The organism is Bowdeniella massiliensis (assembly GCF_023634005.1).
GTDB classification, from domain to species: domain Bacteria; phylum Actinomycetota; class Actinomycetes; order Actinomycetales; family Actinomycetaceae; genus Bowdeniella; species Bowdeniella massiliensis.
This window is the reverse complement of record NZ_JALIQR010000005.1, coordinates 32,578-59,226: the sequence shown is the minus strand read 5'-3', so window position 1 is coordinate 59,226 and position 26,649 is coordinate 32,578. Positions and strand designations below refer to the sequence as shown.

The 26,649-nt window shown below is 62.5% G+C and carries 23 protein-coding genes; 21 read left to right on the top strand and 2 right to left on the bottom strand.

From position 1 onward, the window contains the following. Positions 1 to 107: 107 nt before the first annotated feature. Positions 108 to 3,650 carry a DNA polymerase III subunit alpha gene (gene dnaE / locus MUN85_RS04480; RefSeq protein ID WP_250505575.1) on the top strand — a complete coding sequence of 1,181 codons (3,543 nt, stop codon included), beginning with the start codon at positions 108 to 110 and terminating at the stop codon, positions 3,648 to 3,650. A gap of 19 nt (positions 3,651 to 3,669) precedes the next feature. Here the strand turns inward: dnaE and MUN85_RS04475 are convergent, their stop codons facing one another. Further along, positions 3,670 to 4,665 carry a LacI family DNA-binding transcriptional regulator gene (locus MUN85_RS04475; protein WP_431603545.1) on the bottom strand — a complete coding sequence of 332 codons (996 nt, stop codon included), beginning with the start codon at positions 4,663 to 4,665 and terminating at the stop codon, positions 3,670 to 3,672. Between the two features lie 186 nt (positions 4,666 to 4,851). On the opposite strand from MUN85_RS04475, the gene MUN85_RS04470 reads away from it, so the two are divergent. Genes MUN85_RS04470 through MUN85_RS04435 form a run of 8 tightly spaced genes read left to right on the top strand, consistent with a single transcriptional unit; the run spans position 4,852 to position 12,456 of the window. Beyond that, a complete protein-coding gene (locus tag MUN85_RS04470; RefSeq protein WP_250505573.1) occupies positions 4,852 to 5,805 on the top strand; it encodes a substrate-binding domain-containing protein in 954 nt (317 codons plus the stop codon). Positions 5,806 to 5,840: 35 nt separating this feature from the next. Beyond that, positions 5,841 to 6,575, top strand: a complete 735-nt coding sequence (locus tag MUN85_RS04465) for an ATP-binding cassette domain-containing protein (protein WP_250505572.1) — start codon at positions 5,841 to 5,843, stop codon at positions 6,573 to 6,575. Between the two features lie 7 nt (positions 6,576 to 6,582). Further along, a complete protein-coding gene (locus MUN85_RS04460; RefSeq protein WP_250505571.1) occupies positions 6,583 to 7,587 on the top strand; it encodes an ABC transporter permease in 1,005 nt (334 codons plus the stop codon). Next, entirely contained in the window at positions 7,584 to 8,615 is a 1,032-nt protein-coding gene (locus MUN85_RS04455) for a phosphotriesterase family protein (protein ID WP_250505570.1), read from the top strand. Before MUN85_RS04460 ends, MUN85_RS04455 begins: the two co-directional genes overlap by 4 nt. A 16-nt stretch (positions 8,616 to 8,631) precedes the next feature. Then, positions 8,632 to 9,381 (top strand): glutamine amidotransferase, encoded by a 750-nt coding sequence (locus tag MUN85_RS04450; protein ID WP_250505569.1) that lies wholly within the window; start codon positions 8,632 to 8,634, stop codon positions 9,379 to 9,381. Next, positions 9,267 to 10,322 carry a nucleoside hydrolase gene (locus tag MUN85_RS04445; RefSeq protein WP_250505568.1) on the top strand — a complete coding sequence of 352 codons (1,056 nt, stop codon included), beginning with the start codon at positions 9,267 to 9,269 and terminating at the stop codon, positions 10,320 to 10,322. The genes MUN85_RS04450 and MUN85_RS04445 overlap by 115 nt, the downstream gene beginning before the upstream one ends. After that, positions 10,319 to 11,218 carry a ribokinase gene (locus MUN85_RS04440; RefSeq protein ID WP_250505567.1) on the top strand — a complete coding sequence of 300 codons (900 nt, stop codon included), beginning with the start codon at positions 10,319 to 10,321 and terminating at the stop codon, positions 11,216 to 11,218. Before MUN85_RS04445 ends, MUN85_RS04440 begins: the two co-directional genes overlap by 4 nt. Then, complete coding sequence (locus MUN85_RS04435) at positions 11,215 to 12,456, top strand: Zn-dependent hydrolase (protein WP_250505566.1); 1,242 nt, start codon at positions 11,215 to 11,217, stop codon at positions 12,454 to 12,456. The genes MUN85_RS04440 and MUN85_RS04435 overlap by 4 nt, the downstream gene beginning before the upstream one ends. Here MUN85_RS04435 and MUN85_RS04430 read toward each other — a convergent pair. Then, positions 12,453 to 12,971, bottom strand: a complete 519-nt coding sequence (locus MUN85_RS04430) for an O-acetyl-ADP-ribose deacetylase (protein WP_250505565.1) — start codon at positions 12,969 to 12,971, stop codon at positions 12,453 to 12,455. The two genes, MUN85_RS04435 and MUN85_RS04430, sit on opposite strands and share 4 nt — an antisense overlap. A 77-nt stretch (positions 12,972 to 13,048) precedes the next feature. On the opposite strand from MUN85_RS04430, the gene hisD reads away from it, so the two are divergent. From hisD to infC, 12 genes are all read left to right on the top strand, one after another. Continuing rightward, on the top strand, positions 13,049 to 14,365 hold the full coding sequence (hisD, locus tag MUN85_RS04425; RefSeq protein WP_250505564.1) for a histidinol dehydrogenase: 1,317 nt from the start codon (positions 13,049 to 13,051) through the stop codon (positions 14,363 to 14,365). A 67-nt stretch (positions 14,366 to 14,432) separates the two neighbouring features. Continuing rightward, complete coding sequence (locus tag MUN85_RS04420) at positions 14,433 to 14,870, top strand: GNAT family N-acetyltransferase (RefSeq protein WP_250505563.1); 438 nt, start codon at positions 14,433 to 14,435, stop codon at positions 14,868 to 14,870. Between the two features lie 10 nt (positions 14,871 to 14,880). Beyond that, entirely contained in the window at positions 14,881 to 15,993 is a 1,113-nt protein-coding gene (locus tag MUN85_RS04415) for a histidinol-phosphate transaminase (RefSeq protein WP_250505562.1), read from the top strand. Beyond that, positions 15,980 to 16,606, top strand: a complete 627-nt coding sequence (gene hisB / locus MUN85_RS04410) for an imidazoleglycerol-phosphate dehydratase HisB (RefSeq protein ID WP_092564707.1) — start codon at positions 15,980 to 15,982, stop codon at positions 16,604 to 16,606. Before MUN85_RS04415 ends, hisB begins: the two co-directional genes overlap by 14 nt. Further along, positions 16,603 to 17,214 carry a hypothetical protein gene (locus tag MUN85_RS04405; protein WP_250505561.1) on the top strand — a complete coding sequence of 204 codons (612 nt, stop codon included), beginning with the start codon at positions 16,603 to 16,605 and terminating at the stop codon, positions 17,212 to 17,214. Before hisB ends, MUN85_RS04405 begins: the two co-directional genes overlap by 4 nt. After that, on the top strand, positions 17,207 to 17,839 hold the full coding sequence (hisH, locus tag MUN85_RS04400) for an imidazole glycerol phosphate synthase subunit HisH (protein ID WP_250505560.1): 633 nt from the start codon (positions 17,207 to 17,209) through the stop codon (positions 17,837 to 17,839). The genes MUN85_RS04405 and hisH overlap by 8 nt, the downstream gene beginning before the upstream one ends. 13 nt (positions 17,840 to 17,852) lie before the next feature. Next, a complete protein-coding gene (priA, locus tag MUN85_RS04395) occupies positions 17,853 to 18,599 on the top strand; it encodes a bifunctional 1-(5-phosphoribosyl)-5-((5-phosphoribosylamino)methylideneamino)imidazole-4-carboxamide isomerase/phosphoribosylanthranilate isomerase PriA (protein ID WP_250505559.1) in 747 nt (248 codons plus the stop codon). Then, entirely contained in the window at positions 18,592 to 19,365 is a 774-nt protein-coding gene (locus tag MUN85_RS04390; RefSeq protein WP_250505558.1) for an SseB family protein, read from the top strand. Before priA ends, MUN85_RS04390 begins: the two co-directional genes overlap by 8 nt. A 574-nt stretch (positions 19,366 to 19,939) precedes the next feature. After that, positions 19,940 to 21,151 (top strand): hypothetical protein, encoded by a 1,212-nt coding sequence (locus MUN85_RS04385; RefSeq protein WP_250505557.1) that lies wholly within the window; start codon positions 19,940 to 19,942, stop codon positions 21,149 to 21,151. A 901-nt stretch (positions 21,152 to 22,052) separates the two neighbouring features. Further along, the gene (locus tag MUN85_RS04380; RefSeq protein WP_250505556.1) at positions 22,053 to 24,842 is read left to right on the top strand and encodes a cation-translocating P-type ATPase; all 2,790 of its coding nucleotides are present in this window, start codon (positions 22,053 to 22,055) and stop codon (positions 24,840 to 24,842) included. Between the two features lie 65 nt (positions 24,843 to 24,907). Next, complete coding sequence (locus MUN85_RS04375) at positions 24,908 to 25,840, top strand: DUF4184 family protein (RefSeq protein ID WP_250505555.1); 933 nt, start codon at positions 24,908 to 24,910, stop codon at positions 25,838 to 25,840. Between the two features lie 131 nt (positions 25,841 to 25,971). Then, positions 25,972 to 26,643, top strand: a complete 672-nt coding sequence (gene infC, locus MUN85_RS04370) for a translation initiation factor IF-3 (RefSeq protein ID WP_284500910.1) — start codon at positions 25,972 to 25,974, stop codon at positions 26,641 to 26,643. Positions 26,644 to 26,649: the final 6 nt, after the last annotated feature.

Genomic DNA, 26,649 nt, shown 5'->3' with positions numbered 1-26,649 from the left:
GCTGAATTCACCAGTCGCGTAGACCATGCGGAAACCGCCGCCGCCGCGTTCGACACCCCGGCGGACCAGGCGCCTGCGTAACCGCCCCGCTAGGTAGAGTTGGGGCCATGGCTTCCGAGGACTTCGTTCACCTGCATGTACACACCGAGTACTCCATGCTGGACGGTCACGCGAAGATCGACAAACTCTGCCAGGAAGTCGCTCGGCTCGGCCAGCCCGCCATAGCCATGACCGATCATGGCTATGTCTTCGGCGCTTACGAGTTTTGGAAGACTGCCACCTCCTACGGCCTCAAGCCCATTATTGGTGTCGAGGCCTATATGACGCCCGGAACCTCCCGCAAGGATCGCTCCCGCGTCACGTGGGGCACGGAAGCCCAGCAGCGCGCCGGAGATGATGTCTCGGCCCGCGGCGCCTACACGCACATGACGCTACTTGCTCGCACCACCGAGGGTATGCACAACCTGTTCCGGATGGCCTCGCTCGCCTCGATGGAAGGCCAGCTCGGCAAGTGGCCGCGCATGGACCGCGATCTGCTGCAGACGTACTCAAGCGGCCTCATCGGCACGGCCGGGTGCCCCTCGGGAGAGGTTCAGACCAGGCTTCGGCTCGGCCACTACGACGAGGCGCTGCGCGCGGCCGGCGACTTCCAGGACATCTTCGGCAAGGAGAACTTCTTCGTCGAACTCATGGACCACGGCCTGGAAATCGAAACCCGGGTCCGCCAGGATCTGCTGAAGATCGCCCGCCAGCTCAAGGCCCCGCTCATCGCGACGAACGACTCGCACTACGTCAAGCCCGAAGACGCCATCCCGCACTCCGCGCTGCTGTGCTTGCAATCCGGCTCAACGCTGTCGGATCCGGATCGCTTCAAGTTCGATTCCGATACCTTCTATATCCGTCCCGAGGCAGAGATGCGGGCGTTGTGGCCCGAACTGCCCGAGGCCTGCGACAACACGCTGCTCGTTGCCGAGATGTGCGACGTCAAGTTCACGACCACCGCGGATGGCGCCAACTACATGCCGCACTTCCCGGTCCCGGCCGGGGAAAACGAAGAGTCCTGGTTCATCAAGGAAGTGGAAAAGGGCCTGCAGCTGCGCTTCCCGGGTGGGGTTCCCGCCCACGTGCGCGAGCGGGCGGACTACGAGGTCAAAGTCATCTTGCAGATGGGCTTTCCCGGCTACTTCCTGGTCGTCTCCGACTTCATCACCTGGGCGAAGAACAACGGCATCCGGGTCGGTCCGGGGCGTGGCTCCGGTGCCGGTTCGATGGTCGCCTACGCGCTGCGCATCACCGATCTCGACCCGATCCAGCACGGTCTGCTCTTCGAGCGATTCCTCAACCCGGACCGCGTCTCGATGCCGGACTTCGATGTCGACTTCGATGAGCGCCGCCGAGGCGAGGTCATCGACTACGTCAACGATAAATACGGTGAGGACCGCGTCGCGCAGGTCGTGACCTTCGGTGTCATGAAGGCCAAGCAGGCGTTGAAGGATTCCTCTCGCGTGCTCGGCTACCCCTACGCGATGGGCGACCGCATCACCAAGGCGATGCCGCCCACGGTCATGGGCAAAGACATCACGATCCCCGGCATCTTCGATCCGAAGGACAAGCGCTACGCCGAAGCAGCGGAGTTCCGCGAGATGCACGGCGAAGATCCGGACGTGCAAAAAATCGTGGACATGGCCAAGGGGATCGAGGGCATCACCCGCCAGTGGGGCGTGCACGCCTGCGCGGTCATCATGTCCAGTGCCCCGCTCATGGACATCATTCCGCTGATGAAGCGGCCCGCAGACGGCACCATCATCACGCAGTTCGATTACCCTACGTGTGAGACCCTCGGCCTGCTGAAGATGGACTTCCTCGGGCTGCGCAACCTCACGGTCATCACCGATGCACTCGATAACATCGTGAAAAACGGGGGAGCGCCGCTCGATCTCGATCACGTACCGATCGATGACAAGGCCACCTATGAACTCATGTCGCGCGCGGAAACGCTCGGTGTCTTCCAGCTCGATGGCGATGGCATGCGCGAACTGCTGCGCCTCATGCGCCCCGACAACTTCGAAGACATCTCCGCCGTGGGCGCGCTGTATCGTCCCGGACCGATGGGCGCGAACTCCCACAAGAACTATGCGCTGCGCAAGAACGGGCTGCAAGAGATCACGCCGATCCACCCGGCCCTGGAAGAACCTCTCCAGGAGATCCTCGGCACGACCTATGGCCTGATTGTCTATCAGGAGCAGGTTATGGCGATCGCCCAGAAGCTCGCGGGCTACACGCTCGGCCAAGCAGACTTGCTGCGTCGAGCCATGGGCAAGAAGAAGAAAGCCGAGCTGGACAAGCAGTACGAGAGCTTCCACTCCGGCATGATCGAGCGCGGCTATCCGGAAGACTCGGTCGAGACGCTGTGGAACATCCTGCTGCCGTTCTCTGATTACGCATTCAACAAGTCGCACTCGGCGGCTTACGGTCTCGTGTCCTACTGGACCGCATACCTCAAGGCCAACTACACCACCGAGTACATGGCGGCGCTGCTGACAAGCCAGCAGGGTAACAAGGATAAGCTCGCGGTCTACCTTGCCGAGTGCCGTCGCCTAGACATTACCGTGCTGCCGCCGGACGTCAACTCCTCGGAAGCGACCTTCACGCCGCAGGGCAAGGACATCCGCTTCGGTCTCGGAGCGATCCGTAACGTCGGCGCCCACGTCGTGGAAGGCATCGTCGAAGCTCGCACAGAAAAGGGCGACTTCACGAGCTTTGAGGACTTCTTGGACAAGGTGCCGGTCCAGGTGTGTAACAAGCGCACGATCGAATCCCTCATCAAAGCCGGCGCCTTCGACCAACTACAGCCCTCACGCCGGGCGCTCGTGGTCTGCCACGAAGATTTCGTCGACGAGATCATCTCGATCAAACGTAAAGAAGCGGCCGGCCAGTTTGACTTGTTCTCGGCAGTCGACGATGAGGAAGAATCCACCAACTTCACCTCCGTCGTACCGGACATCCCGGATTGGGACAAGCGAGAAAAACTCACGTTCGAGCGCGAAATGCTCGGGCTCTACGTCTCCGACCACCCGCTGTCCGGCCTCGAACATGTCCTGAGCATGCACGCGAACACAACGGTCGCCTCACTCATGGACCAACCCGAGCAGCGCGATGGTGACCGAGTCGAGATTTGTGGCCTGATCTCGGCGGTCCACCGCAGGGTGACAAAGCTCGGTAAACCCTGGGCATCGCTCGAGATTGAAGACCTTACCGGCGGCGTCACGGTGAACTTCTTCCCGCAGACCTACCAAACGGTCGCCACCGAGATCGCCGAGGACCTGGTCGTCGCGATCAAGGGCCGGTTCCGTGCCGAAGAAGGACAGTCACCCACGATCGCTGCGATGGAGATGTCCATTCCCGATGTCGACATCGACTCCGGAGCGCCCGTGCACATCTCGCTGCCGGCACACCGCTGCACCCAGTCCACGATCAAGTCGCTCACCAGGGTGCTTTCCAACCATCACGGGCCGAGCGAAGTGCGCATTCACTTAACGTCGGCCGGACGCCGGACCGTTGTGGCTCTTGCCGATGCCTATCGCGTGAAGCCAGGGCCGGCACTGTTCGGTGATCTTAAAGCACTGCTCGGAGCAAACTGTTTGCGCTGACGTCGCCCGCAGTGAGCTCCTACGCGGTTGGGTGGTCCCCGCCCACCAGCACCGGTTTGAACTTGAAGGATTCATCCTCCTCATGACTATCCGAGCTGCCCTCTTGGACGAGCTTAAGGATGGATTCACACATCGCTTCGACAGGTTGCTGGATGGTCAGCAACGGGGGATGAGCAAACGCTGCGGGGCCGACTCCATCAAATCCGATGACCTGGAAATCTTTAGGAACCCGATAGCCATTGGTACGCAGCCCAGAAATCAGTCCCAATGCGATGACGTCTGCGGCTGCCACGATAATCCCGCTGCTCACGCCTTGCTCCAGGATCCTCTTAGCGGCAGTCACCCCCCACTCATGGCTGAAGTTTCCGAGCATCGTGGGCGCATCGGGGAAGTGACGCTGAAATCCTTGGAGCCGTTCCCTCGCGGAGGATGATTCCATTCCGGCACCGACGAAGTGCAGTGGCTGATCCGGGCCCAAGGCATTGTGAACGTAGTCTGCGATGAGGTCCATTCCATGCAGATTGTCGCAACCGACATATGCCGCATTAGCGTCGTCAACTTTCCGGTCAAATTGAATGGTCAGCGCCTGCTGTGATGCGAACTGCACGGTACTTGCACTTAACGCCTCATCGCAGGGAATGATGACCACGGCATGGACCTGACGCCCGAGGAATGCGCGGACGCCTTCGGCTTCCGCCTCGACGGATCCGCCGGCACTCGAGACGAGGAGTTCATAGTTAGCCGCCCGCATCGTGCGGCTGAGATGTTCGGTGAGGGATGCGAAGAACGGGTTGTCGAGATCGGGCACCGTCAACCCTACGACCGGATGCCTCTTCTGCCGTAGCGCTCGACCTAAGAGATTGACCTGGTAGTTCAACTCGGCGGCACTGGCAAGGACTCGGGAGCGAAGGTCTTGCGACATCGGGCGACTGCCGGTCAAGGCGCGAGACGCAGTAGCGAGAGAGACGCCTGCATGAGCGGCAACATCTTTAATCGTGACTCGTTTGTCCCTCATCACTCCACCCCTTACTTAATTACCTGCAGGTTACACACGCGTGACTTCGTGATCGAATCGTTACCTACATCGTGCCTCGATCCTCTTGCCAAATGGGGTGTGGGTCACGTTATGGTTGGCAGACCATAGCTGGTAAACGTTTTCCAAGATTCCAATGGAGGCATCATGACAAGGACCCGTCCCCGTTTGCGCGCCGCCGCTGCTGCGGCCTTTGCAGCAACTTTGCTTGCTGTTTGTTCTACTGGAAACGAGAGCCCCGCCAGTCCGACGACCGATGCTGCTGGCGGTGAAAATACCGGGTCGGAGTCCTGCACGATCGGCATGACTCAGATCAACCAGACAGCCATCTTCTTCACACAGATGAATGAAGGCGCTCAGGAAGCTGCCAAGGAGGTCGGGTGTGAGGTCTCCATCGCCAACGCCAACAATGACTCTGCGCGGCAGTCCAGCGATATCGAGAACTTCGTCAGCCAGGGCGTCGACGCGATCATCGTGGTGGCCATCGATGTCAATGGCGTCAAACCGGCTGTCGATGCCGCCAGGAATCAAAATATTCCGGTCGTCGCCATTGATGCCCAGCTCGAGGATGTCGAGACCTTCGTCGGGGTCGATAACGAGACCGCCGGCAAGCAGGTCGGCGAATGGATGATCGAAGAAGGCCTCGTTGACGGCAAGTCCTACGGCGTCGTGAACGCCCGAAACTCCTTCATCCAGAACCAGCGGGAAGACAGTTTCCGCGGGGCCATTGATGCGGCTGGCGCAAAGTACACGCAGAGCGTCAACGGCGACAACGTGCAAGAAAAGGCCGCGACGGCAGCACAGAACCTTGTCACGGCTCAACCCAACCTCGATTTTGTCTACACGACTGGCGAGCCCGCTACCGTCGGCGCCGTTTCAGCGCTCGCCGGTAACACGAACACCGTCATCATCGGGTGGGACCTCACGAAGGAAGTCATCAACGGCATCGACAGCGGCCTCGTTCATGCAGTGATTCAGCAGAATCCCAAGCAAGAAGGGATCGAGGCGGTCAAGGAGATCAAGGCCATCCTGGATGGCGCTGAGCCCAAGGGCTTCATTGATGTACCGATCGACATCGTGACGGCAGACAACGTCGACGAGTACCGCTCAATCTTCGAATAGACGCGGTGTCCGTTGACCAAAGTAAGGGAGGCACGATGACATCCACCGCTCGGGTAGAGATGGTTGATATCCGAAAGAAATTCGGTGCCCTTTCGGTCCTTCGTGGAGTGAATCTGGCGGTCGCGCCGGGAGAGGTCGTCGGCCTCGTCGGTGATAACGGCGCCGGAAAATCCACGCTGATGAAGATGCTTGCGGGAGCCGTGAGCCCGGATTCGGGCAAGATCCTTGTCGATGGCAAAGAGGTGACTGATTCCGGGCCCCGGGCGGCACGAGCCGCCGGAATCGAGATGGTCTATCAAGATCTGGCACTGTGCAACGATCTCGATGTTGCGGCCAATCTTTTCCTCGGGCGAGAGATCTACAACCCGTTCAATCGGCGGCTTAACCATGCCCGGATGCATGAGGAGGCTGCCGAGGAGTTGGAGAAGCTCCACATTCGAATCTCGGATACCACACAAGAAGTCGGGAACATGTCGGGTGGGCAGCGGCAAGCCATTGCTATTGCCCGCGCCGTCACGTTCGATCCGAAGGTTCTTGTGCTCGATGAACCGACGGCCGCCTTGGCGGCTAAAGAAGTGGAGATGGTGCTTCAACTTGTGCGAGATGTCTCTGACCGAGGAGTGAGCGTCGTCTTGATTACGCACCGTCTGCAAGACCTGTTCGAAGTGTGTGATCGTTTCGTGGTCCTCTATGAAGGTGTGTTACACCGCGAACTCGAGCCTGACAAGACCGATCTGACCGAACTGGTCACGGCAATGATGGGGAAGTGAGCGAGGAGTGACTACTACCACCACCACAACGCAAGACTCAAAGAAGAAAGATTACTCCGCGGTATCCACATTCGTCAGTCGCCATTTTGGCGTGCTGTCGATTTCGGTCGTCTTCGTGATCCTCTTTATGTTTTTCGCCCTGCGCGCCGATGCTTTCCTCACGGTCGACAATCTCGTCAACGTGCTTCGACAGATCGCTCCCACGGTCATCGTTGCGATGGCCATGACCTTCGTGATCACAACCGGTCAGATCGACCTGTCGGTCGGCTCGATTGTTGGACTGTCAGCAGCGCTACTTGGGCTGTGGGCCGCAAGCGGCAGCCCCGTCGTTGCGCTCATCGGGACGTTGCTCTTGGGGCTCGTTGCGGGGCTCGTCAACGGCGCGCTCGCCGCATACGGGCGAATGCAGTCCTTTATCGTCACCCTGGCAGCGTTAACAGCCTTCCGTGGGCTCGCGCTGTACTTGACGGAAGGGTATAGCACCCCCATTACGTCCCCATTCCTGCTGCCGCTAGGGCAGGGACGGCTTCTCGGACTATATACCCCGACGTGGATTGCGATCGTCGTCGTAGCCCTGGCTTGGTACGTCTTCAATCACACCCGTTTTGGTCGATACGTCGTTGCCGTGGGATCAAACGCCGAGTCGCTCCGTCGCTCCGGTGTCGATATCAGGAAGATTCAGATGGCCGTGCTAGCGCTGACGGGACTCGCCGCGGCGCTCGCGGGCGTCGTCACCGCGGCGCGGCTCGCCAGCGGCTCGCCCAACTCGGGAACGATGTTCGAGCTCGAAGTCATCACGGCAGTCGTCTTAGGTGGTACCAGTCTGATGGGCGGCAGAGGATCGGTGATCGGTTCTGCCATTGGCGCTCTCACTCTCGGCATCATCAGTAATGGGCTCGTGCTCCTACGGGTCGATGTGTACTGGGTTCCGATTGTTCAAGGCCTCATCTTGGTCATTGCAATCCTCATGAACACCAAACTATTCGGTCGATTTTCGGGGACGCGATCATGACCCACGTCATGACGGTCCGAGGTGAAATCCCTGTCTCGGAAATGGGAGTGACGCTGCCGCATGAACATGTCCTCAATGATGTCTCCTCCTGGAGCCACACCACATCATCGCAGGGATGGGATCCCGAAGAATACGCGGTACATCCCGTCTCCGAAGACATCCTGTGGGATCTGAAACACGACCCGTTTGGCAACCTGGATAACTGCAAGCTTGATGACCTCGATCTAGCCGTCACGGAGGTGTCACGATTCCGTGATCTCGGTGGCGCGACGATTATCGATGCGACGAGTATGAATACTGGGCGTCGGCTCGCGGGGCTGTGCGAGGTCAGTGAGCGGACAGGTGTTCACATCATCGCGGGTACCGGGTACTACCTGGAACCCAGCCACCCTCCCGAGTTTGAAAAGCTCAGTCCCGAGGACATCGCGGAGCAGATTCTGGATGACATCCGAAACGGTAAGTCCGGCGTTCGGCCGGGCATCATCGGTGAGATCGGTGTTGGGGCTGATTTTCCAGAAGCGGAACACCGCAGCCTGAGGGGAGCTTTCCTCGCTCAGCGGGAAACGGGTCTTCCGGTCCAGGTTCACCTGCCCGCATGGTTTAGGCGCGGCACGGAAGTCCTAGATATCGCTGAAGAGTGCGAAGTCTCCCCGCGGAATGTGGTGCTCTGCCACATGGGGCCGTCGGGGGAGGACCTTGCCTATCAAGAAGCGCTCCTCCGCCGTGGCGCATGGGTGCAATACGACATGGTCGGCATGGAAGTGTTCTATGCCGACCAAGATGTCCAGTGCCCCTCCGATGAACAAAACGCCCAATGGATTGCGCGTCTTGTGGAGCGCGGGTGGATCAGCCAATTACTGATCTCCCAGGACATATTCCTCAAATCGCTCCTCCGCGCCCATGGCGGGCCGGGATATGGGCATATTCTGCAGTATTTCGTTCCACGACTTCACCGTCACGGATTGTCCACGGATGACACGAACCAACTTCTGATCACCAACCCGCAGGCCCTCTTCCAGGGCTCATGAGAACAAGGAGAAACTGATGCGTGTACTTCTCGCTGGAGAGAGCTGGGTCGTTCACGAAACCCACCAAAAAGGCTTCGACATCTTCACAAGCACGACGTTCGATACCGGCGCTGATGCCTTCATTGCGGCAGCGGCGGCGCAGGGGATCGACGTGGAGCAGATGTATGGTCACGACGTCCCAGCGAAGTTTCCCCGCACTGTTGAAGAGCAGTCCGAATATGACGTCATCATCATTTCCGATATTGGCTACAACTCATTCGTTCTCACCCCTGAAACGTGGTCGGACGGCGAGCAGAGCACCAACTCGTTGAAGTCGCTCGTCGAGTGGACCAAATCGGGTGGCGGCCTCATGATGGCCGGTGGCTACCTGAGCTTTCAGGGAATTAATGCCGCCGCAAACTTCGCGCGGAGTCCACTCGCAGAGGTCCTACCGGTCACCATGTTGACCTGCGATGACCGAGTAGAAACCCCCGAAGGAGCAAAAGTCGTGGGAGTGGAATCCAACCATCCACTGGCGTCGCTATTTGCCGGCGCTCCGCACCTCTTGGGCTACAACGAGCTGCAGGCTAAAGAGGAAGCAGACGTGGTCGCGAAAGTAGCCGATGACGTCCTGCTTGCCACCCAACAGGTGGGTAAGGGACGTTCTCTCGCATGGTCTACGGACATCGGTCCGCACTGGTGCCCCCAACCGTTCCTGGACTGGGAAGGGTTCCCGGCTCTCGTTGGAGGAATGCTGCGCTGGCTTGCTGGCGAGGGGGACCAGTGACGCGACCACTCATCATCGACTGCGACCCAGGACACGACGATGCCCTTGCGCTACTCCTAGCCGTAGCTTCCGACCGAGTCAGACTCCTGGCTGTGACAACCTGCTTTGGCAACTGCTCCGTTGACGACGCCACATATAACGCGCTGAGGATTCTCAGTCTCTATGGCGCGACGGAGATCCCCGTTGCCAAGGGAGCTTCCGGTCCATTGAGAGGCGAGCTTGCCCTGGGCAATTATGTGCACGGGGCTTCCGGCCTTGATGGGCCAGAATTACCAGAACCGGCGATGTCAGTTGGCTCTGAGTCAGCACCAGATCTGCTAGCCCAGGTCTTGAGTGACTCGGACGAAAAGGTCACGATCGCCGTCACGGGCCCCATGACTAACATCGCGCAACTGTTTCAGGAACACCCGAGCAGTATCCAGAAGGTTGCTGAGGTGATCTTCATGGGGGGGTCGACCGGGCGCGGCAACCACACTCCCACGGCGGAATTCAACGTGTATGCAGATCCCGAGGCGCTCGATGTCGTGCTGCACAGCGGGGTACCCGTGAAGATGGTGGGGCTCAACCTCACGCACCAGGCGCTTGCGACCCCCGACGTGGTCCGCTCGATGTCGGCTATGGAGCACACAATCGGGCACATCTGTGCTGACTGGATGGGATTCTTCGGCGACTCCTACAACAGGATCTGGGAGTTCGAGGCGCCGCCCGTGCATGACCCCTGCACGATTGCCGCCTTGATTGATCCCGACGTGATTGAGTGGCGAGAATCGTTCCTGGCCGTTGAACTCGAAGGGACCTGGACACGAGGAACGACGATCGTCGATCTCCATGATCGTTACGCAGACCAGCCCAAAAATGCCGCTATTGCGATCACACTAGATCGAGATAGGTATTGGGGCCTCGTCTTGCAGGCGATCGATGACCTTGGGAGGCGATCATGACAATCGACGGCAATGTGGCGATCGTAGGTTCTGCCAATCTCGACACAACGCTACGGGTGCCTCGAGTGCCGCTAGCGGGGGAGACACTGTTGGCAACAGATAGCAGCGTCACACCCGGGGGTAAGGGCGCTAATCAAGCGGTCGCGGCTCGGGTTGCTGGCGGCAACGTGTGGTTTATCGGCGCCTTCGGGCACGACGCCGCATCAGAGACGCTGCTGCAGAGCATGAGCCAGCACGGTGTCGATATCACTGGTGTGCAATTCGTCGATGACGAACCAACGGGGACCGCGACGGTCATCGTCGATGACACCGGTGAGAATGTCATCGTCGTCAATCCGGGGGCCAACGCCAAGCTGAGCGCCCACCATGTAACCGAGGTCCTCACCCATTTCGAGGCTGACGTCGTCCTGTGTCAGCTTGAAGTGCCGGTCGAGGCCGTCCAAGCGGCCGCTGACCATGACCCCCGGCGCGTGTTCATCTTGAACCCTGCCCCGATGATGGCAGTCGATGAGATCCGGCCACTGTTGGACCGGGCGAATGTTGTCGTGCCAAACCAGTCGGAGCTCGGCGATCTATCCGGCCGAGCGACTCCGACGGCGCTAGGCGAGGTAGAACAGTGCGTTCGAAGTCTCGATTTCGCACGATCGGTCGTTGTCACCCTCGGGTCTCAAGGCGCGGCCGTGTTTGAAAACGTTGACGCAGCTGCCATCCATATTCCCGCACCAGAAGTTGACGCGGTCGACACCAGTGGTGCGGGTGACGTGTTTTGTGGCGCTCTTGCATGCGCCGTCAGTCGGGGAGTAGACCTCATTGAGGCAACAGAGTACGCCGTGATCTTAGCCGCCGAAAGCACGACGATCCCGGGAGCTCAAATGCCAGTGAGGAGCCCGCGATGACCGACACATTGCGATCTGCAGATCCCGACTGGGTCGACGAGCGAATCGAGTATTTGTCGACGCTCACCGATACCGACCTTCCGGGCTGGTCGCGCACCGGATTTAGCGAGCAGGATCGGGCGGCCCGTGACTGGGTAGCCCACCAAATGCGGAAGGTGGGCCTCGATGTCGTGACCGACGCGGTCGGCAACGTTATTGGCCGACTGGAAGGCGAGGACCCCAACGCCCCCGACATCGTGATCGGCTCGCATTCCGACACCGTGCCCGGTGGAGGCCGGTTTGACGGCATCGTCGGAGTCGTCGGAGCCATCGAAGTGGTGCAGATTCTCCGCCGATCAGGGGTTCGTCTTCGACACGGTCTGCGGGTTGTCGATTTTTCTAATGAGGAGGGCAATCCACAGGGCATCAAGCTCGTTGGCTCGCGGGCAGCAGCGGGCACCCTTCGCCGCTCTGCTCTGCTTGCTACCGATGATGAAGGCGAGACACTAGCGGCTCTGATGGAAGCGGGTGGAAGATCTCCCGACTACGCAGCCAAAGCACGATGGAACCCCAAAGATCTGTGCAGCTATTTCGAACTGCATATCGAACAGGGCCCACACCTGGAGGCAGCACACGCCAGCGTCGGCGTCGTGACGCATATCTGTGGCATTAACACGTTCGTCCTGGATATCTCAGGACGCCGCGATCACGCCGGGACAATGCCGATGGACCAGCGCGCTGACTCGATGTGCTGCGCTGCGGACGCTGTCCTTGCCGTCCAGCGGATCGCAGCCGCGGGCAGTGACTCCGTAGGAACCGTGGGGGCCGTGACGACGACGAGCCCGCTCACAAATACCATCTCCGAGCAGGCGCGAGTGACCGGGGAATTCCGCAGCCCACGCGAGTCCGACCTCACACAGCTGCGAGAAACGTTTGAACGGACGATCCCGGACCTCGGTGCTCGACACGGGACGCACTCAGAACTGTCATGGAAGCTTGACGCCCCCGCCGTCATGGATGACGCACTCTCGTCGATCGCTGTGCAGGCAGCCTCCAACGTCGGACATGAGGCCATGCGGCTGTACTCCGGTGCCACCCACGACAGTGTGGAAATGGCCGCGCTCGTCCCCAGCGCCATGATTTTCGTGCCATCAAAGGACGGGCGGAGCCACTGCCCTGAGGAATGGACCGACCTCGATCAGATCGTCAAGGGGATCGACGTCCTCGCCGAGGCTGTCCGACTACGAGACCTCACCTAGAGCTTCGACTTGAACGCCTCGGTCATCTCGGGGGAGAACAGAACAAAGCGGAGCTCAGCTATGCCGTCATTTTCCGGGTTTTTGGCTTCCTGCCGCGCCGCGGCGACCAGTACCTTGGCGACCTCGTCCATGTCCCAGCCGTAGGCCCCGGCTGAGATTGCGGGAAACGCGATGGACTGGACTTCCAGCAGGCGCGCTACCTCGAGAGAAGAATGCAAGCAGTTCGCGAGCAGCTGCGGGTCGGACTCGCCGCGGTGGCGGTTCGGCCCAACGGTGTGAATCACCCACGAGGCTGGCAGATCGAATCCCGGCGTCGAGACGGCTTCGCCCACGGGCAGGCCGTCGGGGTACTGGGTTCTGCGCACTTCGGTGCAGGCGCCAAGGAGCTCCGGGCCGGCGGCGGCATGGATCGCGCCGTCGACGCCGCCGCCTCCCATGAGCGAGGAGTTCGCGGCGTTAACGATCGCATCAACGTGGGCCTCGGTGATGTCGCCAGTGACAGCTGTGATCTTCATGACTCGATCGTAGTAGGAGTCCCAGTTTTCGCTGGACGGCCCGGGTTCTGGCGCCCGCGCTCAACTATCCTGGCATCATGCTCAACCGGATCGATTTGCGGACTACTGACCTCGCGACGTGCGACATCGAGGAGCTGCTGCCGCGCGCGGCGCTCGACGTGAGTGAGGCCCTGGCTCAGGTGCAGGGCGTCATCGACGATGTACGACATCGCGGGGCTCCGGCGCTGATCGAGCAGGCCGAGCGCTTTGACGGGGTACGGCCCGAACACCTGCGGGTGCCGGCTGCGGAGTTGAAGCGGGCGGCGGACGAGCTCGACCCGGAGCTGACGGCGGCGCTGAAAGTCGCGATCGAGCACGCGCGGGCGGGGCACTCGGCGCAGCTGCCGCGTGAGGTGACAACCGAGATCGTGCCCGGCGGCACGATCCGCCAGCGCTGGATTCCGGTGCGACGCGTCGGGCTGTATGCGCCCGGCGGGCTCGCCGTCTACCCGAGCTCCGTCGTCATGAACGCCGTCGCTGCGCAGGTCGCGGGCGTGGCGGACATTGCGCTCGCGAGCCCGGCGCAAAAAGAGTTCGGTGGGCTGCCGCACCCGAGCGTGCTCGCCGCGTGCTACCTCCTGGGCGTTGACGAGGTGTATGCCGTCGGGGGAGCGGGCGCGATCGCGATGTTTGCCTATGGCGCGAAGAACGCCGACGGCTCGGTGCTGTGCGAGAGCGTGGATGTGGTGACCGGCCCGGGCAATATTTACGTCGCGGCCGCCAAGCGTGCGGTTGCCTCGCGCTGCGGTATCGATGCCGAGGCAGGCACGACCGAGATTGCGGTGATCGCTGACAACAGCGCCAATCCGGCGTTCGTCGCGGCTGATCTGCTGTCCCAGGCCGAACACGACCCGGCGGCGGCCTCCGTGCTCATCACGGATTCGGCCGAGTTCGCCGATCGCGTCGATGCGGAGCTGGCCGCCCAGGTGGCAGCGACCCGCCACCGTGAGCGGGTGCGCACGGCGCTTTCGGGCCCGCAGAGCGCGACGGTGCTCGTCGCGAGCATTGAGGACGCGATCACCGTCGCCAATACCTACGCCGCCGAGCACCTGGAGATCCAGACCGAGGACGCCGAGGGCGTCGCGGCGCGAATCCTCAATGCGGGCGCGATCTTCGTCGGGCCCTACACGCCGGTGCCGGCGGGCGACTACGTTGCCGGCTCCAATCACGTCCTGCCCACGGGCGGCACGGCCCGGCACGCCGCGGGGCTGAGCGTCATGGCCTATATCCGACCCGTGCAGCAGGTGACGTACAGCCGGGAGGCGCTCGCCGCCATCACGGAGCCGCTCGTGACCCTCGCACGCGCCGAGGACCTGCCCGCGCACGCGTTTGCTGCCGAGGTTCGCGGGGCATAGCTCGCCGCCAGCTGGCATCGCTCCGACATAATAGAGGGGCATCGTTTCTCACTGGAAGGGGCCCATCATGGGCGTTGAACTGATCGAGGTCGTCTCACCCGAACTCCTCGAGGCCGTAAACCTCCTCATCCCGCAGCTGTCGAGCTCGACGGGGGAGCTGACGCTCGAGGACGTTGAAGCCGTCGTCCACCAGGAGGGCGTCTACCTGTTCGTCTACCGCGACCCGGCAACCGAGGCGCTCCTTGGCATGCTCACGCTCGCCACCTTCCGGATTCCGACGGGCCTGCGCGCCTGGATCGAGGACGTCGTCGTCCACGAAGATGCCCGCGGCCAGGGGGCCGGCCAGCAGCTCGTCGAGGCCGCCACGAGCTATGCAGAAAAGCTCGGCGCGCGCAGCATCGACCTGACCTCCCGCCCGAGCCGCGAGGCCGCCAACCGGCTCTACCAGCGCTGCGGGTTCGCCGTGCGCGAGACCAACGTGTACCGCTATTCCGCCGTCGACTAAGAAAGCCCCGATGACCTCCATTCCGCTTCGCGATGACCTCGTTGGCAGCTCGCCGTATGGCGCGCCCGAGCTTCGGGTGACGGCCCGGCTGAACGTCAACGAAAACCCCTACCGCCCCTCCGACGAGGTTGCGCAATCGATCGCGCAGTGCGTCTTTGCGGCGGCCAAGGACGCCAATCGGTATCCCGAGCGCGATTTTCCGGCGCTGCGGGAGGCGCTCGCGGACTACCTCGCGGCGGAATCGGGGGTCAGGCTGGCCCCGGAGCAGATCTGGGCGGCCAACGGCTCGAACGAGGTCATGCTCCACCTCATGCAGGCCTTCGGCGGGCCGGGGCGCGTCGTGCTCTCCAGCAATCCGACCTATTCGATGTATCCCGAGTACGCGCGCGATACCTTCACCGGGTACCAGCTGGTGGCCCGCCGCGCGGACTTCTCGATCGACGTCGAAGCCCTCGCGATCGCGGCCGCGCGCACCAACGCCTCGCTCATCCTCATCGCCTCGCCCAATAACCCGACGGGCACGGCCACCCCGCTTGCCGACCTGCTCGATCTCGCGACGCGGGTGCGCGGCGTCGGGCCGAACGGTTCGGACACGCTTCTCGTCGTCGATGAGGCCTACGCCGAATTCCGGCGCGAGGGCGTCGACTCCGCACTCACGTTGCTCTCCGAGGCCCCGAACATCGTCGTGACGCGCACAATGTCGAAGGCCTTCGGGATGGCGGGGCTGCGGCTCGGCTACCTCGCGGCCACCCCCGAGATCGTCGACGCGCTGCGCGTCGTGCGGCTGCCCTATCACCTCTCGGCGATCACGCAGGCCGCCGCGATTGCGGCGCTGTCCCACCGCGAGGAACTCATGGCCCAGATCGCGCACCTGCGGCAGCTGCGCGATAAGGCCGCCGCGTGGCTCGATGCGCGCGGCTTTGAGGTCGTCGACTCCGATGCCAACTTCCTGCTGTTTGGACGGTTTCCCGATTCGCACGCGGTGTGGGCACAATTGCTGGATAAGGGAGTGCTGATCCGCGAGGTCGGACCCGAGGGGTTCGTGCGCGTGAGCATCGGCACCGACGACGAGATGGACCTGTTTTACCGCTCGCTCATGGAGGTTACCGGTGGCGCGCTATAGCAAGACGAAGACCAAGGATCGCACCGCGCGCATCGCGCGCTCGACGAGCGAATCCCAGATCACGCTCAGCCTCAACCTCGATGGCACCGGCGTCTCCGATATCTCCACGGGCGTGCCGTTTTACGACCACATGCTCACCTCGCTCGCCAAGCACTCGCTGATCGACCTCACGATCGCCGCGACGGGCGATACCCACATCGACGCCCACCACACGGTGGAGGACACGGCGATCTGCTTCGGCCTGGCGCTGAAAGAGGCCCTCGGCGATAAGCGCGGCATTAGGCGCTTTGCCGACGCGACCGTGCCGCTGGATGAGGCGCTCGCGCTCGCCGTCGTGGATCTGGCCGGGCGGCCCTACGTCGTGCACGAGGGCGAGCCCGAGGGCCAGCAGTATCACCTCATCGGCGGGCACTTCACCGGTGCGCTCATGCGCCACGTCGTCGAATCGATCGCGCTGCACGCCGAGATCTGTATCCACCTGCGGCTGCTCGCGGGCCGGGATCCGCACCACATCGTCGAGGCCCAGTTCAAGGCCCTCGCCCGAGCGCTGCGTTTCGCCTGCGAGAAGGATCCGCGCACGGACGCGATCCCCTCAACGAAGGGCGCGCTATGAGCGAGGAGAACGTCGACGACATCTTCGCGCAGATGATGCGCGCCGAGGGGCTCGACAAACTCGGCGAGGAGGACATCGCGGCCGCGGAGCGCCGCGCGCTCGCAGTCATCATGACGCCGATCGCCTCCGCGCAGGCGCTCGCGGGCCTGTGCGCAATGGCGGGGCTCGACCTAAAAGTCATCGACTCATCGACGGGCGCCGTCGCGGCCGCCGAGTTCACACCCGAAGAGGACTGGAGCGTCGAGGCGCTCACGAGCGGCGTTGCCGTGCCCGCCTTTGCCGATGAGGCCGCCCGGGCGCTGTCCAAGACCTCCCGTATGGGCGCGGTGCTGCTCGTCGTCGAGGTGAGCGTTGATCCCGAGGGCGGGCAGGGCACGACGGGCCAGATGATCGCCCGCAACTATGCGAACGGGGAGCCCGGCGAGGACGTCTCGCCCGGGCTTGTGCTCGCTAGCGCCGATGACGTCGTGGAAAACCTTTTGCTGGGCGAGGTCACCCTCGCGGAGCTGCCCGAGGTCCACGACTCCTCGAAGCTGTCTCGGCTGAAGGCCGCCCGCCTGTTCATGCGCGGACTGCGCCGCGGCCCGAAGGGCGAGGCGAGTGAGTAAGGTCGTCGTCCTCGACTACGGCTCGGGCAACGTCCGCAGCGCCTGCCGCGCCCTGGAGCGCGTCGGCGCCGATGTCACCCTCACCGCCGATTTCACCTCCGTGCTCGAGTGCGATGGCCTCGTTGTGCCGGGAGTGGGCGCCTATGCCGCCTGCATGGCGCAGCTGCGCGCCGTCGATGGCGATCGCCTCATCGAGCGGCGCCTAGCCGGCGGGCGCGCGGTCCTCGGGATCTGCGTCGGCATGCAGATCATGTTCGACGGCGGCGATGAGCACGGCAAGTACACGAGCGGCCTTGGCCAGTGGCCGGGCGATGTCACCCGCTTGCAGGCGCCCGTCGTGCCGCACATGGGGTGGTCCACCGTTGCCACGCACCCCGAGACCCAGCTGTTTGCGGGCATCGAGGGCGAGCGCTTCTACTTCGTCCACTCCTATGCCGCGCACGAGGACCCGGCCGCGCTGTACGGCGAGTCCAAGACGAGAAAGCCGCTGACCTCCTTTACCACCTACGGTGAGCGCTTTGTTGCCGCGATCGAAAACGGCCCGCTCGTCGCCACCCAGTTCCACCCCGAAAAGTCCGGCGAGGCCGGGCTGACGCTGCTCGCCAACTGGCTGCAGCGCCTGTAACGAAAGGACCCCCGTGTTAGAGCTGCTACCCGCGGTCGACGTCGTCGATGGCCAGGCCGTTCGCCTCGTGCAGGGCGAGGCCGGCACCGAAACCGGCTACGGCGATCCGCTCGCCGCCGCCCAGGACTTCGCCGACCAGGGCGGCACCTGGATCCACCTGGTTGACCTCGACGCCGCCTTCGGGCGCGGATCGAACGCCGAGCTGCTCGCCAGCATCGTCGCCGCCCTCGACGTCAACGTCGAGATGTCCGGCGGGATCCGCGACGACGCCTCCCTTAAGCGGGCGCTCGCCTCCGGCTGCCGCCGCGTGAACCTGGGGACCGCCGCGCTGGAAAACCCCGAGTGGACCGAGCGCGCCATCGCCGAGCACGGCGACCGCATCGCCGTCGGGCTCGACGTGCGCGGCACGACGCTCGCCGCCCGCGGCTGGACGAAGGAGGGCGGCGAGCTCTTCGAGGTACTCGAGCGCCTCAATAAGGCCGGGTGTGCGCGCTACGTCGTCACCGACGTCACCAAGGACGGCACGCTGAAGGGCCCGAACCTGGAGCTGCTCGCCAAGGTCTGCGCCGCCACCGACGCGCCCGTCGTCGCCTCCGGCGGCGTCGCCGAACTCGAGGACGTCGAGGCCCTTGCGGGCATGGTCGATACCGGCGTCGAGGGCGCCATCATCGGCAAGGCGCTGTACGCCGGGAACTTCACTCTCGCCCAGGCCCTGCGAGTCGCCGCCGGGAAGACCGCAGCCGAGGCCCGCCGTGGTTGAGGCCCACCTGCCCGAGGGCGTCGCCGCCCCGCCGCCGCCCACGCCGAAGAAGTTCCTGCGCGCCAACCCGTTCAGCAATGACGACGGCTCCTGCCCGACCGCACTTGCGGCGGCCCTTGCCGCCGACGAGCGCACGATCGCCGTCGTTGCGGCCCTGGCAACCGAGCGCATCCTGCTGCCCGTCGTCCCGCACGCCCACCCCGGCCGCACCGCCGACGGCGGCGTGAACATGAAGCACGACGAGGACGAGGTCGACAACGCCTGCGAGTCGGCAAAGCTCGTCTCGGTCGAGCTTGCCGACGGTCGCCACGCCATGCCCGTGTTTTCCTCCTATGACCGGATGCGCGAGTGGAATAGCGCCGCGCGGCCCGTGCCCACCGAGGCGCCGCGCGCCGCCCTCGCGGCCGCGAGCGAAGCCGATGGGCTCATGCTGCTGGATCCGGGCAGCGAGCACGCCACCCTCATCCCGCGCCCCGCCGCGTGGGCCCTCGCCCAGGGCCGCGAGTGGATCCCCGCCCAGCGCGATCCCGAGCTCGGGGGCCTGATCGCCCGCACCCTCACGGGCGTCCCGCACCTGGCGGGCGTGCGCGTGGAGCCGGGTAAGACCACGGAGATTAGGATCGTCATCGCCCTGCGTCCTGGCCTTGATGCCGAGCAGCTGCGCGCGAGCCTGACCGAGGCCAGCGAACGCTTAAAGAACAACGACGACGTGCGCTTGCGCGTCGAATCGATGGAGCTCTACCCGATTTCGCTCGCCGAAGCCTAGAAACCTCACTGCCCCTGAGCAAATACGACATCTGTTTCTATGGTAGGGTCGCGCTACAGCCAGGGTGGTCTGAAACGCGCAGATCCCCGCCGATAAGTTGTCCGTGACCCTAGGAGACACAGCAGGTGAGGCAGCCCAAGAGTAAGCGACCGTTGTCGTTGAAAATGTTAGCCAGGTTTGTCCCCTACGGCTATCTCTCGTTCACGTGCTTTCTCTTGTCTGGCATGACGTTTGCCTTTTCTTTCTTTGCCCTCATTTTCAAGATGGATCAAAACTGTGGGCGTCGAGGATTTGATTCGTGGGAAGCATCATTTATCACTATGAAATCCTATTGTCTCGACGTTGGAACTGATGATCGGGTAATTCAGTTAGACATGTCAAATATTGGACTCATCGCCGTAGGTTTGCTTATAGCGGGAGGAGTATTACGTTATATCTCAAAGTGTTTTATAGACCGCCAGTAGGATTGCGATCTTCTGAAGTCAACCATTTGTCGATGATCCTACGAGGAGGATCAATGCTAAAGAGGTCTCTAGGTACTGGTAGTGTGCTTGCTCTGTGGGCGAGCGCGCTAATGGCGACGCTAACCCCCGCGAGTGCTGTATCGCCGCCTGGTAGTTATTTCGATTCCGAAGACAGGGCGAGCAGCAGCGAGAGAATTATCGACCTGCCTTTTTCGCATCCTGTCGACGCAAAAGGGGTACAGAGCCTACGAGACGACATTTCCGTGCGCGGGTCTGGCGTGAAGATAGTCGCTGTCCGGTATTCTAATCCCGGCATTACAGGGGAGATATTCAAAGTAGACGAAACGTCAATAACAGAGTTCGTTTCTGCCTTCCAGAATGAATTCGACGCAACCCCTGCATTTATCGGTTTTGTTGCCAAAGTTGACCGAGGTTCGAGCAATTCGACCGAACAGCTCGTCCGTTTGCTATCCTCCGAGGTCTCCATGGCTGAACCGGAGAGCCTCGATCCCGAATCCGTTTCAGCGAAGCTTTCAGAGGTGCAGAGACACGGTACTGCGATGCGTAGCGGCCTAAAGGCGGCAGGTTCGGTTAAACAGATTGCCCCTTGGGCGCCGGGACCATATACGTATTGGCGGGGCTATAACGAAGGTGATCAAGCCGTCATGGAACTATCGTCAGCTTGGTTGCCATATGAGGGTTTCGATGCCCGCGCTTTGCCGGAGCATTTCGGCATGGAGGTAGAGTTTAACTTCTATAACGATAACCTCATTCCGCCGACAATCCCGCCTGCTATTCGCCCAAACTGTGGCTATGACCCAAATGATCCGAAGGAAGGCGATAGGCGGTACTTGGACGATTTTTGGGCCGCTCGGTATAATTCATCGAACGATGGCATCGACTCCTGGTCTATTCTCACTGAAGCTGGCCCTCAGATCGATCATAAAGAGATCGGATTCTACTGGGATTGGACGGACATATTTGATTCGTGTGACCGGCAATCGATCGCGGTTGGTATAGCTCATCCAGGGAATATACCGGAGAACTCTGCTGGGGTGAAGAGTTTTAGAATTGAGATTCGCGCACCTAGGGGGTGGCCGGCATCGAGCCCGATGAGTGGGTTATATCAGGCTGTGTTTAACTCTTGCGAATATTCGCATACTTCTGACGGAGCTGTTAAGACACTTCTACCACTATCTCCTTCGAGTGCTTGTATGGGCACTGTGGTACCTGCACCTGAGGTTCCTAATGCCTCGAGCTCCTGGAATTTTTCGGCGGAGAAGGCTCGGTCACTGCCCGGTTGCTACAACACTTATAACTAGGTTGTTGATGGCGAAATAGTAAGCAGTGTAGAGCCGTGTGAGTAATGTAGAATGGCGTACTTCTAGTGTGTTGCGCTGTAGTTTCATTCTATAGATAGTAGGACTGGGGTATGTAACGAACCGGACCCACTATGACCAAGCGGGAGTTGACCGAGCGGGAGTGTGGACAGCTGGAGCGCTGGACGCGGCGAGGCGAGCCGTTCCAGGCATTGGCGTTGCGCTCTCGACTCGTGTCTAGCTGCGCCGACAGTCTGGGCAGCTGTGCACTAACTGCGCGGATCGGGTGGAGCTTGTCGTAGTCGCTACTTTGGAGTCAATGCCGCCAAATTGGCTCTTCCCAAACGAGGGTATAGGTTGAGCTGTTCGGGGTTGCGGCGTGTCGGCTGGCTGAAGGTGCGGCTTCCGAAGATGAGAACTCTCACGCTCCTCTTCTGAAAGAACGGTGTCCGACGCTACCTAGACGCGCCCGGATCTGAATGAGTTTCTGACTGCTGAATCGGCTCGAGCTGGAGTCACCGACCAACGCATCGAACTCGAACGTGCAACTCTCGCCTGCCTGCCAATCGAACGCGACGGCCGGTGTTGAGATTGGGCTTGCGGGTTGCTGGGGCTTGGCTATCTCCTGAAGCCACTGTTGAGGAACTCCTCAGAAGCATTAATGAAGAGATAAAGAAACTTCACGCTGATTCTCCGAAGCGTAAGGACTTGGTGGCGCTCCACAATGCACTTTCAAACTTCGTATCGAGTACTGGTGCCAATGTGCTTGGCGCCGTCATTCTGAATGCCTTGGGGCAATAGAAGGCATATCGCCAGAAGCGTGATTCGACGGAAAAGTAGCGGTGCGCGCGCTTTCGTAGCGGCACGCGAGACAATGGAGACGTCCGCGTCCCGACGTTTCTAGGTGGAGACCATCACTACGCATCCCAGCCAGCGCCCCGCCCGCGAGGTGGCAGCCGACTTCGACGTCGACATCGAGTCGGGCCTCACGAGCGAGCAGGCCGATAAGCTCCGCGAACGCTATGGCCGCAACGAGCTGCGCCACGCGCCGCCCGTGCCGATGTGGCGCAAGGTGCTCGCCCAGTTCCAGGACCCGCTCGTCTACCTGCTGTTTATCGCCATGGCGATCTCGCTGGTCGCCTGGCTCGTCGAGGGCGCGGCGGGAGCGCCGATCGACGCCATCGTCATCGCCCTCATCGTCGTCGCCAACGCCATCATCGGCCTCATCGAAGAACGCAAGGCCGAAGGCGCGGTCGCGGCGCTGTCGTCAATGACGGCCGCGACATCCACCGTCCTGCGCGACGGTGCCCTCACGACGATCGAGTCCGCGGACCTCGTCCCCGGCGACATCCTCGTCCTTTCCGAAGGCGACGCCGTCGGCGCCGACGCACGCCTCATCTCCGCGACGAGTCTGCGCGTGCAGGAGGCCTCGCTGACGGGAGAGTCGGAGGCCAGTGCGAAGCAGACCGAGGCCCTTTCCGGGCCCGCCCCGCTCGGTGACCGCACCACGATGGTCCACAAGGGTACGGGCGTCGTCCAGGGCGTCGGCCGCGCGGTCGTCACGGCCACCGGAATGGACACCGAGGTCGGCGCGATCGCCGACATGCTCGAGTCAACCGAAGCCGATCAATCGCCCCTGACCCGCGAGATCGACAAGGTCTCCAAGCTCCTCGGCATCCTCGTCATCGCGATCGCCATCATCGTCATGGGGGCGCTTTTCCTCCTCAACGACGTCGACGACGTCTCCGAGGCGGTCGAAATCCTGCTGCTCGGCGTCTCCCTAGCCGTAGCCGCCGTGCCCGAGGGTCTGCCCGCGATCCTCTCCCTCGTCCTCGCGATCGGCGTGCGCGCGATGGCGCGACGCAACGCGATCATGAAGAATCTCCACTCCGTCGAGACGCTCGGCGCCGCCTCCGTCATCGCCTCCGACAAGACCGGCACCCTGACGCGCAACGAGATGACGCTGCGCACGATCATCACCCGCTCCGGCCAGCTCGAGGTCTCCGGAACCGGCTATAGCCCCGACGGCGAGATCCTGGGCGAGCCGAGCGCCGAGACGCTCGCCGAGGCCCGCGCCGTCCTCATCGGCGGGGCGCTCGCGAACAACTCCCAGCTGACCAACGACGGCGAATGGTCGATCGAGGGCGATCCGACGGAGGCCGCCTTCCTCGTCGCGCTGCGCAAGGTCCTGGGCGAGGAGCCCGATTTCGAGCGCCGCGGCGAGATCCCCTTCACTTCCGAGCGCAAGATGATGTCCGTCGCCGGCGTGCGCGGCGGCGGCGAGCCAATCCTCCTGACCAAAGGCGCGCCCGACGTGCTGCTCGCGCACTGCGGAACCGAACGCTCCGGCCACGACGCAGTAGCGCTCAGCGATGAGCGCCGCAGCGAGATCCTGCGCGAGGTTGAGCGCCTGTCGGCCGAGGGCTATCGCACGCTAGGGGTGGGCTATCGCGCACTCGAGCACGCGGGCGATGAGCTCGGCGCGGACGCCGAAGAGGACCTCACGTTCGTCGGCGTCGTCGGCATCATGGACCCGCCGCGCGAGGAAGCCAAGGACGCGATCTCCGAAGCGAAGGCCGCGGGCATCCGCCCAATCATGATCACCGGCGACCACCCTCGCACCGCCGCGCGCATCGGCGCCGACCTGGGCATCGTTGAGCCCGGCGCCCGGGCCCTGACCGGCCTCGACCTCGATACCCTCAGTCCCGAGCAGTTCCGCGCGGCCGTACGCGAGGTCAGCATCTACGCGCGCGTCTCGCCCGAGCACAAACTGCGGATCATCGATGAGCTGCAAGACGAGGGCCGGATCGTCGCGATGACGGGCGATGGAGTGAACGACGCGCCCGCGCTGAAGGCCGCCGATATCGGCGTCGCCATGGGCATCACCGGCACCGAGGTCACCAAGGAAGCCGGCTCGATGATTCTGGCCGACGATAACTACGCCACGATCGTCGCCGCCGTGCGCCAAGGCCGCGCCATTTTCGATAACATCCGAAAGTTCCTGCGCTTCCTGCTGTCGTCCAACATGGGCGAGGTCATGACGGTGTTCTTCGGCGTCGTTTTTGCGAGCTTCCTTGGCCTGTCGCAGACCGCTGGCGCCGGGCTTGCCGTGCCGCTGCTCGCCACCCAGATCCTGTGGATCAACCTCGTGACCGACTCCGGCCCCGCGCTCGCGATGGGGGTCGATCCGGAGGACGGCGACGTCATGCAGCGCAGGCCCAGGGACCCGTCAAAGGCGATCATCGACCGCCACATGTGGGGCCGGATCGGCTTCATCGGGGTCATCATGGCGACGGTCTCGCTCCTCGCGATCGACATGTTCCTGCCAGGGGGCCTCGTCACGATCGAGCCAGATTCACTCAAGGGAGCCCGCACCGTCGGCTTCACCACGTTGGTCTTCGCCCAGCTGTTTAATGCGCTGAACTCCCGCTCCGATCACCACAGCGCGTTCCGCGGGCTCTTCGCCAACCGGTGGTTGTGGGCGTCGATCGCGCTCGCGATCGCACTCCAAATTGCCGTCGTCCACGTGCCGTTTATGCAGGTGGCGTTCTCCACCGAATCAATGACCGTGACCCAGTGGGGCACCGCCGTCGGACTCGCCTCGATCGTGCTGTGGTCCGAAGAGCTTTCCAAGCTCGTGCGGCGGTGGATTGTCAGCACTTCGGCTATTTCTCATCGGTCTCGTGCACGATGAAGTTACGGTCCCGTCGATGCTCGGGAAGGATCTGAAGAAGGGGGCTCGCCCGTAGCGTTCCTAGTGTGCCTTACACACTGTCTCACCCAGCGTTCGCGATCCCGCTGCGCAGACTTGGCCTTCCTACCACGGCGCTCGCGATCGGTTCGCTCACGCCTGACCTGCCCGTTTGGGCACAGATGGTTGGCGTGGGAAGGCCATTGCGAAACGCGGGGTGGAGCTATTCCGCTACCCACTCGGTCACGGGGATCCTCACGCTGTGCCTCGCTACCGGCATAGTGCTCTGGGCGTGGTGGCTATTCATCCGGCGCCCGCTGTACGACGCGCTGCCGGCCTCCTGGCGCAACTCCAACCCCGACATCGATCCGTGGAGAAGAACCAGGCACCGCAGGGGGAGGGGCGGGAACCGGTCCAGGATCTTTACGGCAGGGCTTTCGATCCTCGGGCTGTGGATTGGGGCTGCGAGTCACGTTCTCGTCGATGAATTCACGCATGAAGGGCGCTGGGCCCACACGGCCATCGCTTGGTATGACACGCTGATCGCCGGAGTGAGCGTCGCGCAATGGGCTCAGTATGCCGGTTCAGTTTTCGGATTGGTCGTTGTCTTTCTGGCCATTCGAAGCTGGCTGCTCGAACGCAAGGGTGAGGACTCCGAGCTCGATTCGGGAGCGAAGGAATGGGTTTCGACAACGGCGAAGGCCTTGCGCAACCGCCGGCGGCTGCTCATGAGGACGGCCCTCATCGGTGGCGCCCTCGTCGGCATGGGAAAGGCTGTAAGCGTCATGCTCACGGCTCCGTTTTCCTACGTAGTTGCCTACGCGGGAACGGTCGGCGTGGTGTGGGCAGCGGCCGGAGCTACCCTGGGGGCGATCATGTGGCACGTGGTGAGCCAAGCAAACCGAGCAAACCTGGCTCGGCCCCGCGATGAGGGATCGAGGGATACGGCGCTGCAGGAATTGGCGCACGCCACACCGCCGACCCCTGGCGCATCGAAGTGATTCTGGTAAAGTAGCTTGCTGGTAGACGGTCCATACCGTCATTGCAAAGCGGAAGCCTGCTTCCCACCCAGGTGCCGACCTTCGGATAATCCCGATGACTGGTGCCGGGTCACGATACCGCAGCCTTTGGCATGCGGCGTCATTGTAGGCCTCCGTGCGCACCCCGCTACGGAGGCCTTTTCTTCGTGGCGGCCCCTCAAACTGCAAGGAGCGATCACATCAACGAGCCACGCATTAACGATCGGATCCGCGTGCCAGAGGTCCGTCTTATCGGACCCGATGGCGAGCAGGTCGGTGTCGTTCGCGTCGACGCAGCAATGAAACTCGCAGAAGAGGTGAACCTCGATCTCGTCGAGGTAGCCCCCGATGCTCGGCCCCCGGTGGCCAAGCTCATGGACTACGGCAAGTACAAGTACGAAGCCGCCATGAAAGCCCGCGATGCTCGCCGCAACCAGGCGAACACGCAGCTGAAGGAAATCCGGTTCCGCCTGAAGATCGACGACCACGACTACGAAACGAAGCGTGGGCATGCGATCCGCTTTTTGAAGGGTGGGGACAAGGTCAAGGCGATCATCCAGTTCCGTGGCCGCGAGCAGTCACGACCGGAGATGGGCATTCGCCTCCTTGAGCGCCTAGCCGATGACGTCGCCGAGTACGGAAATGTTGAGTCGCAGCCCCGCCAGGACGGACGCAACATGACCATGGTGATTGGACCCATGGCGAAGAAGGTTCAGGCCCGTTCCGAACAGCGTCGCCGCCGCGAAGCCAAGCAGGCCGAGCAGGCAGCCGCACAGGACGCCTAACCGCCA

Excerpts from the sequence above, each read along its gene's own strand:
- dnaE (WP_250505575.1), top strand. The coding sequence starts at position 108 with ATGGCTTCCGAGGACTTCGTTCACCTGCATGTACACACCGAGTACTCC.
- MUN85_RS04475 (WP_431603545.1), bottom strand. The coding sequence starts at position 4,665 with ATGAGGGACAAACGAGTCACGATTAAAGATGTTGCCGCTCATGCAGGC.
- MUN85_RS04465 (WP_250505572.1), top strand. The coding sequence starts at position 5,841 with ATGACATCCACCGCTCGGGTAGAGATGGTTGATATCCGAAAGAAATTC.
- MUN85_RS04455 (WP_250505570.1), top strand. The coding sequence starts at position 7,584 with ATGACCCACGTCATGACGGTCCGAGGTGAAATCCCTGTCTCGGAAATG.
- MUN85_RS04450 (WP_250505569.1), top strand. The coding sequence starts at position 8,632 with ATGCGTGTACTTCTCGCTGGAGAGAGCTGGGTCGTTCACGAAACCCAC.
- MUN85_RS04445 (WP_250505568.1), top strand. The coding sequence starts at position 9,267 with ATGGTCTACGGACATCGGTCCGCACTGGTGCCCCCAACCGTTCCTGGA.
- MUN85_RS04440 (WP_250505567.1), top strand. The coding sequence starts at position 10,319 with ATGACAATCGACGGCAATGTGGCGATCGTAGGTTCTGCCAATCTCGAC.
- MUN85_RS04435 (WP_250505566.1), top strand. The coding sequence starts at position 11,215 with ATGACCGACACATTGCGATCTGCAGATCCCGACTGGGTCGACGAGCGA.
- MUN85_RS04430 (WP_250505565.1), bottom strand. The coding sequence starts at position 12,971 with ATGAAGATCACAGCTGTCACTGGCGACATCACCGAGGCCCACGTTGAT.
- hisD (WP_250505564.1), top strand. The coding sequence starts at position 13,049 with ATGCTCAACCGGATCGATTTGCGGACTACTGACCTCGCGACGTGCGAC.
- MUN85_RS04420 (WP_250505563.1), top strand. The coding sequence starts at position 14,433 with ATGGGCGTTGAACTGATCGAGGTCGTCTCACCCGAACTCCTCGAGGCC.
- MUN85_RS04415 (WP_250505562.1), top strand. The coding sequence starts at position 14,881 with ATGACCTCCATTCCGCTTCGCGATGACCTCGTTGGCAGCTCGCCGTAT.
- MUN85_RS04405 (WP_250505561.1), top strand. The coding sequence starts at position 16,603 with ATGAGCGAGGAGAACGTCGACGACATCTTCGCGCAGATGATGCGCGCC.
- MUN85_RS04385 (WP_250505557.1), top strand. The coding sequence starts at position 19,940 with ATGGCGACGCTAACCCCCGCGAGTGCTGTATCGCCGCCTGGTAGTTAT.
- infC (WP_284500910.1), top strand. The coding sequence starts at position 25,972 with ATGCGGCGTCATTGTAGGCCTCCGTGCGCACCCCGCTACGGAGGCCTT.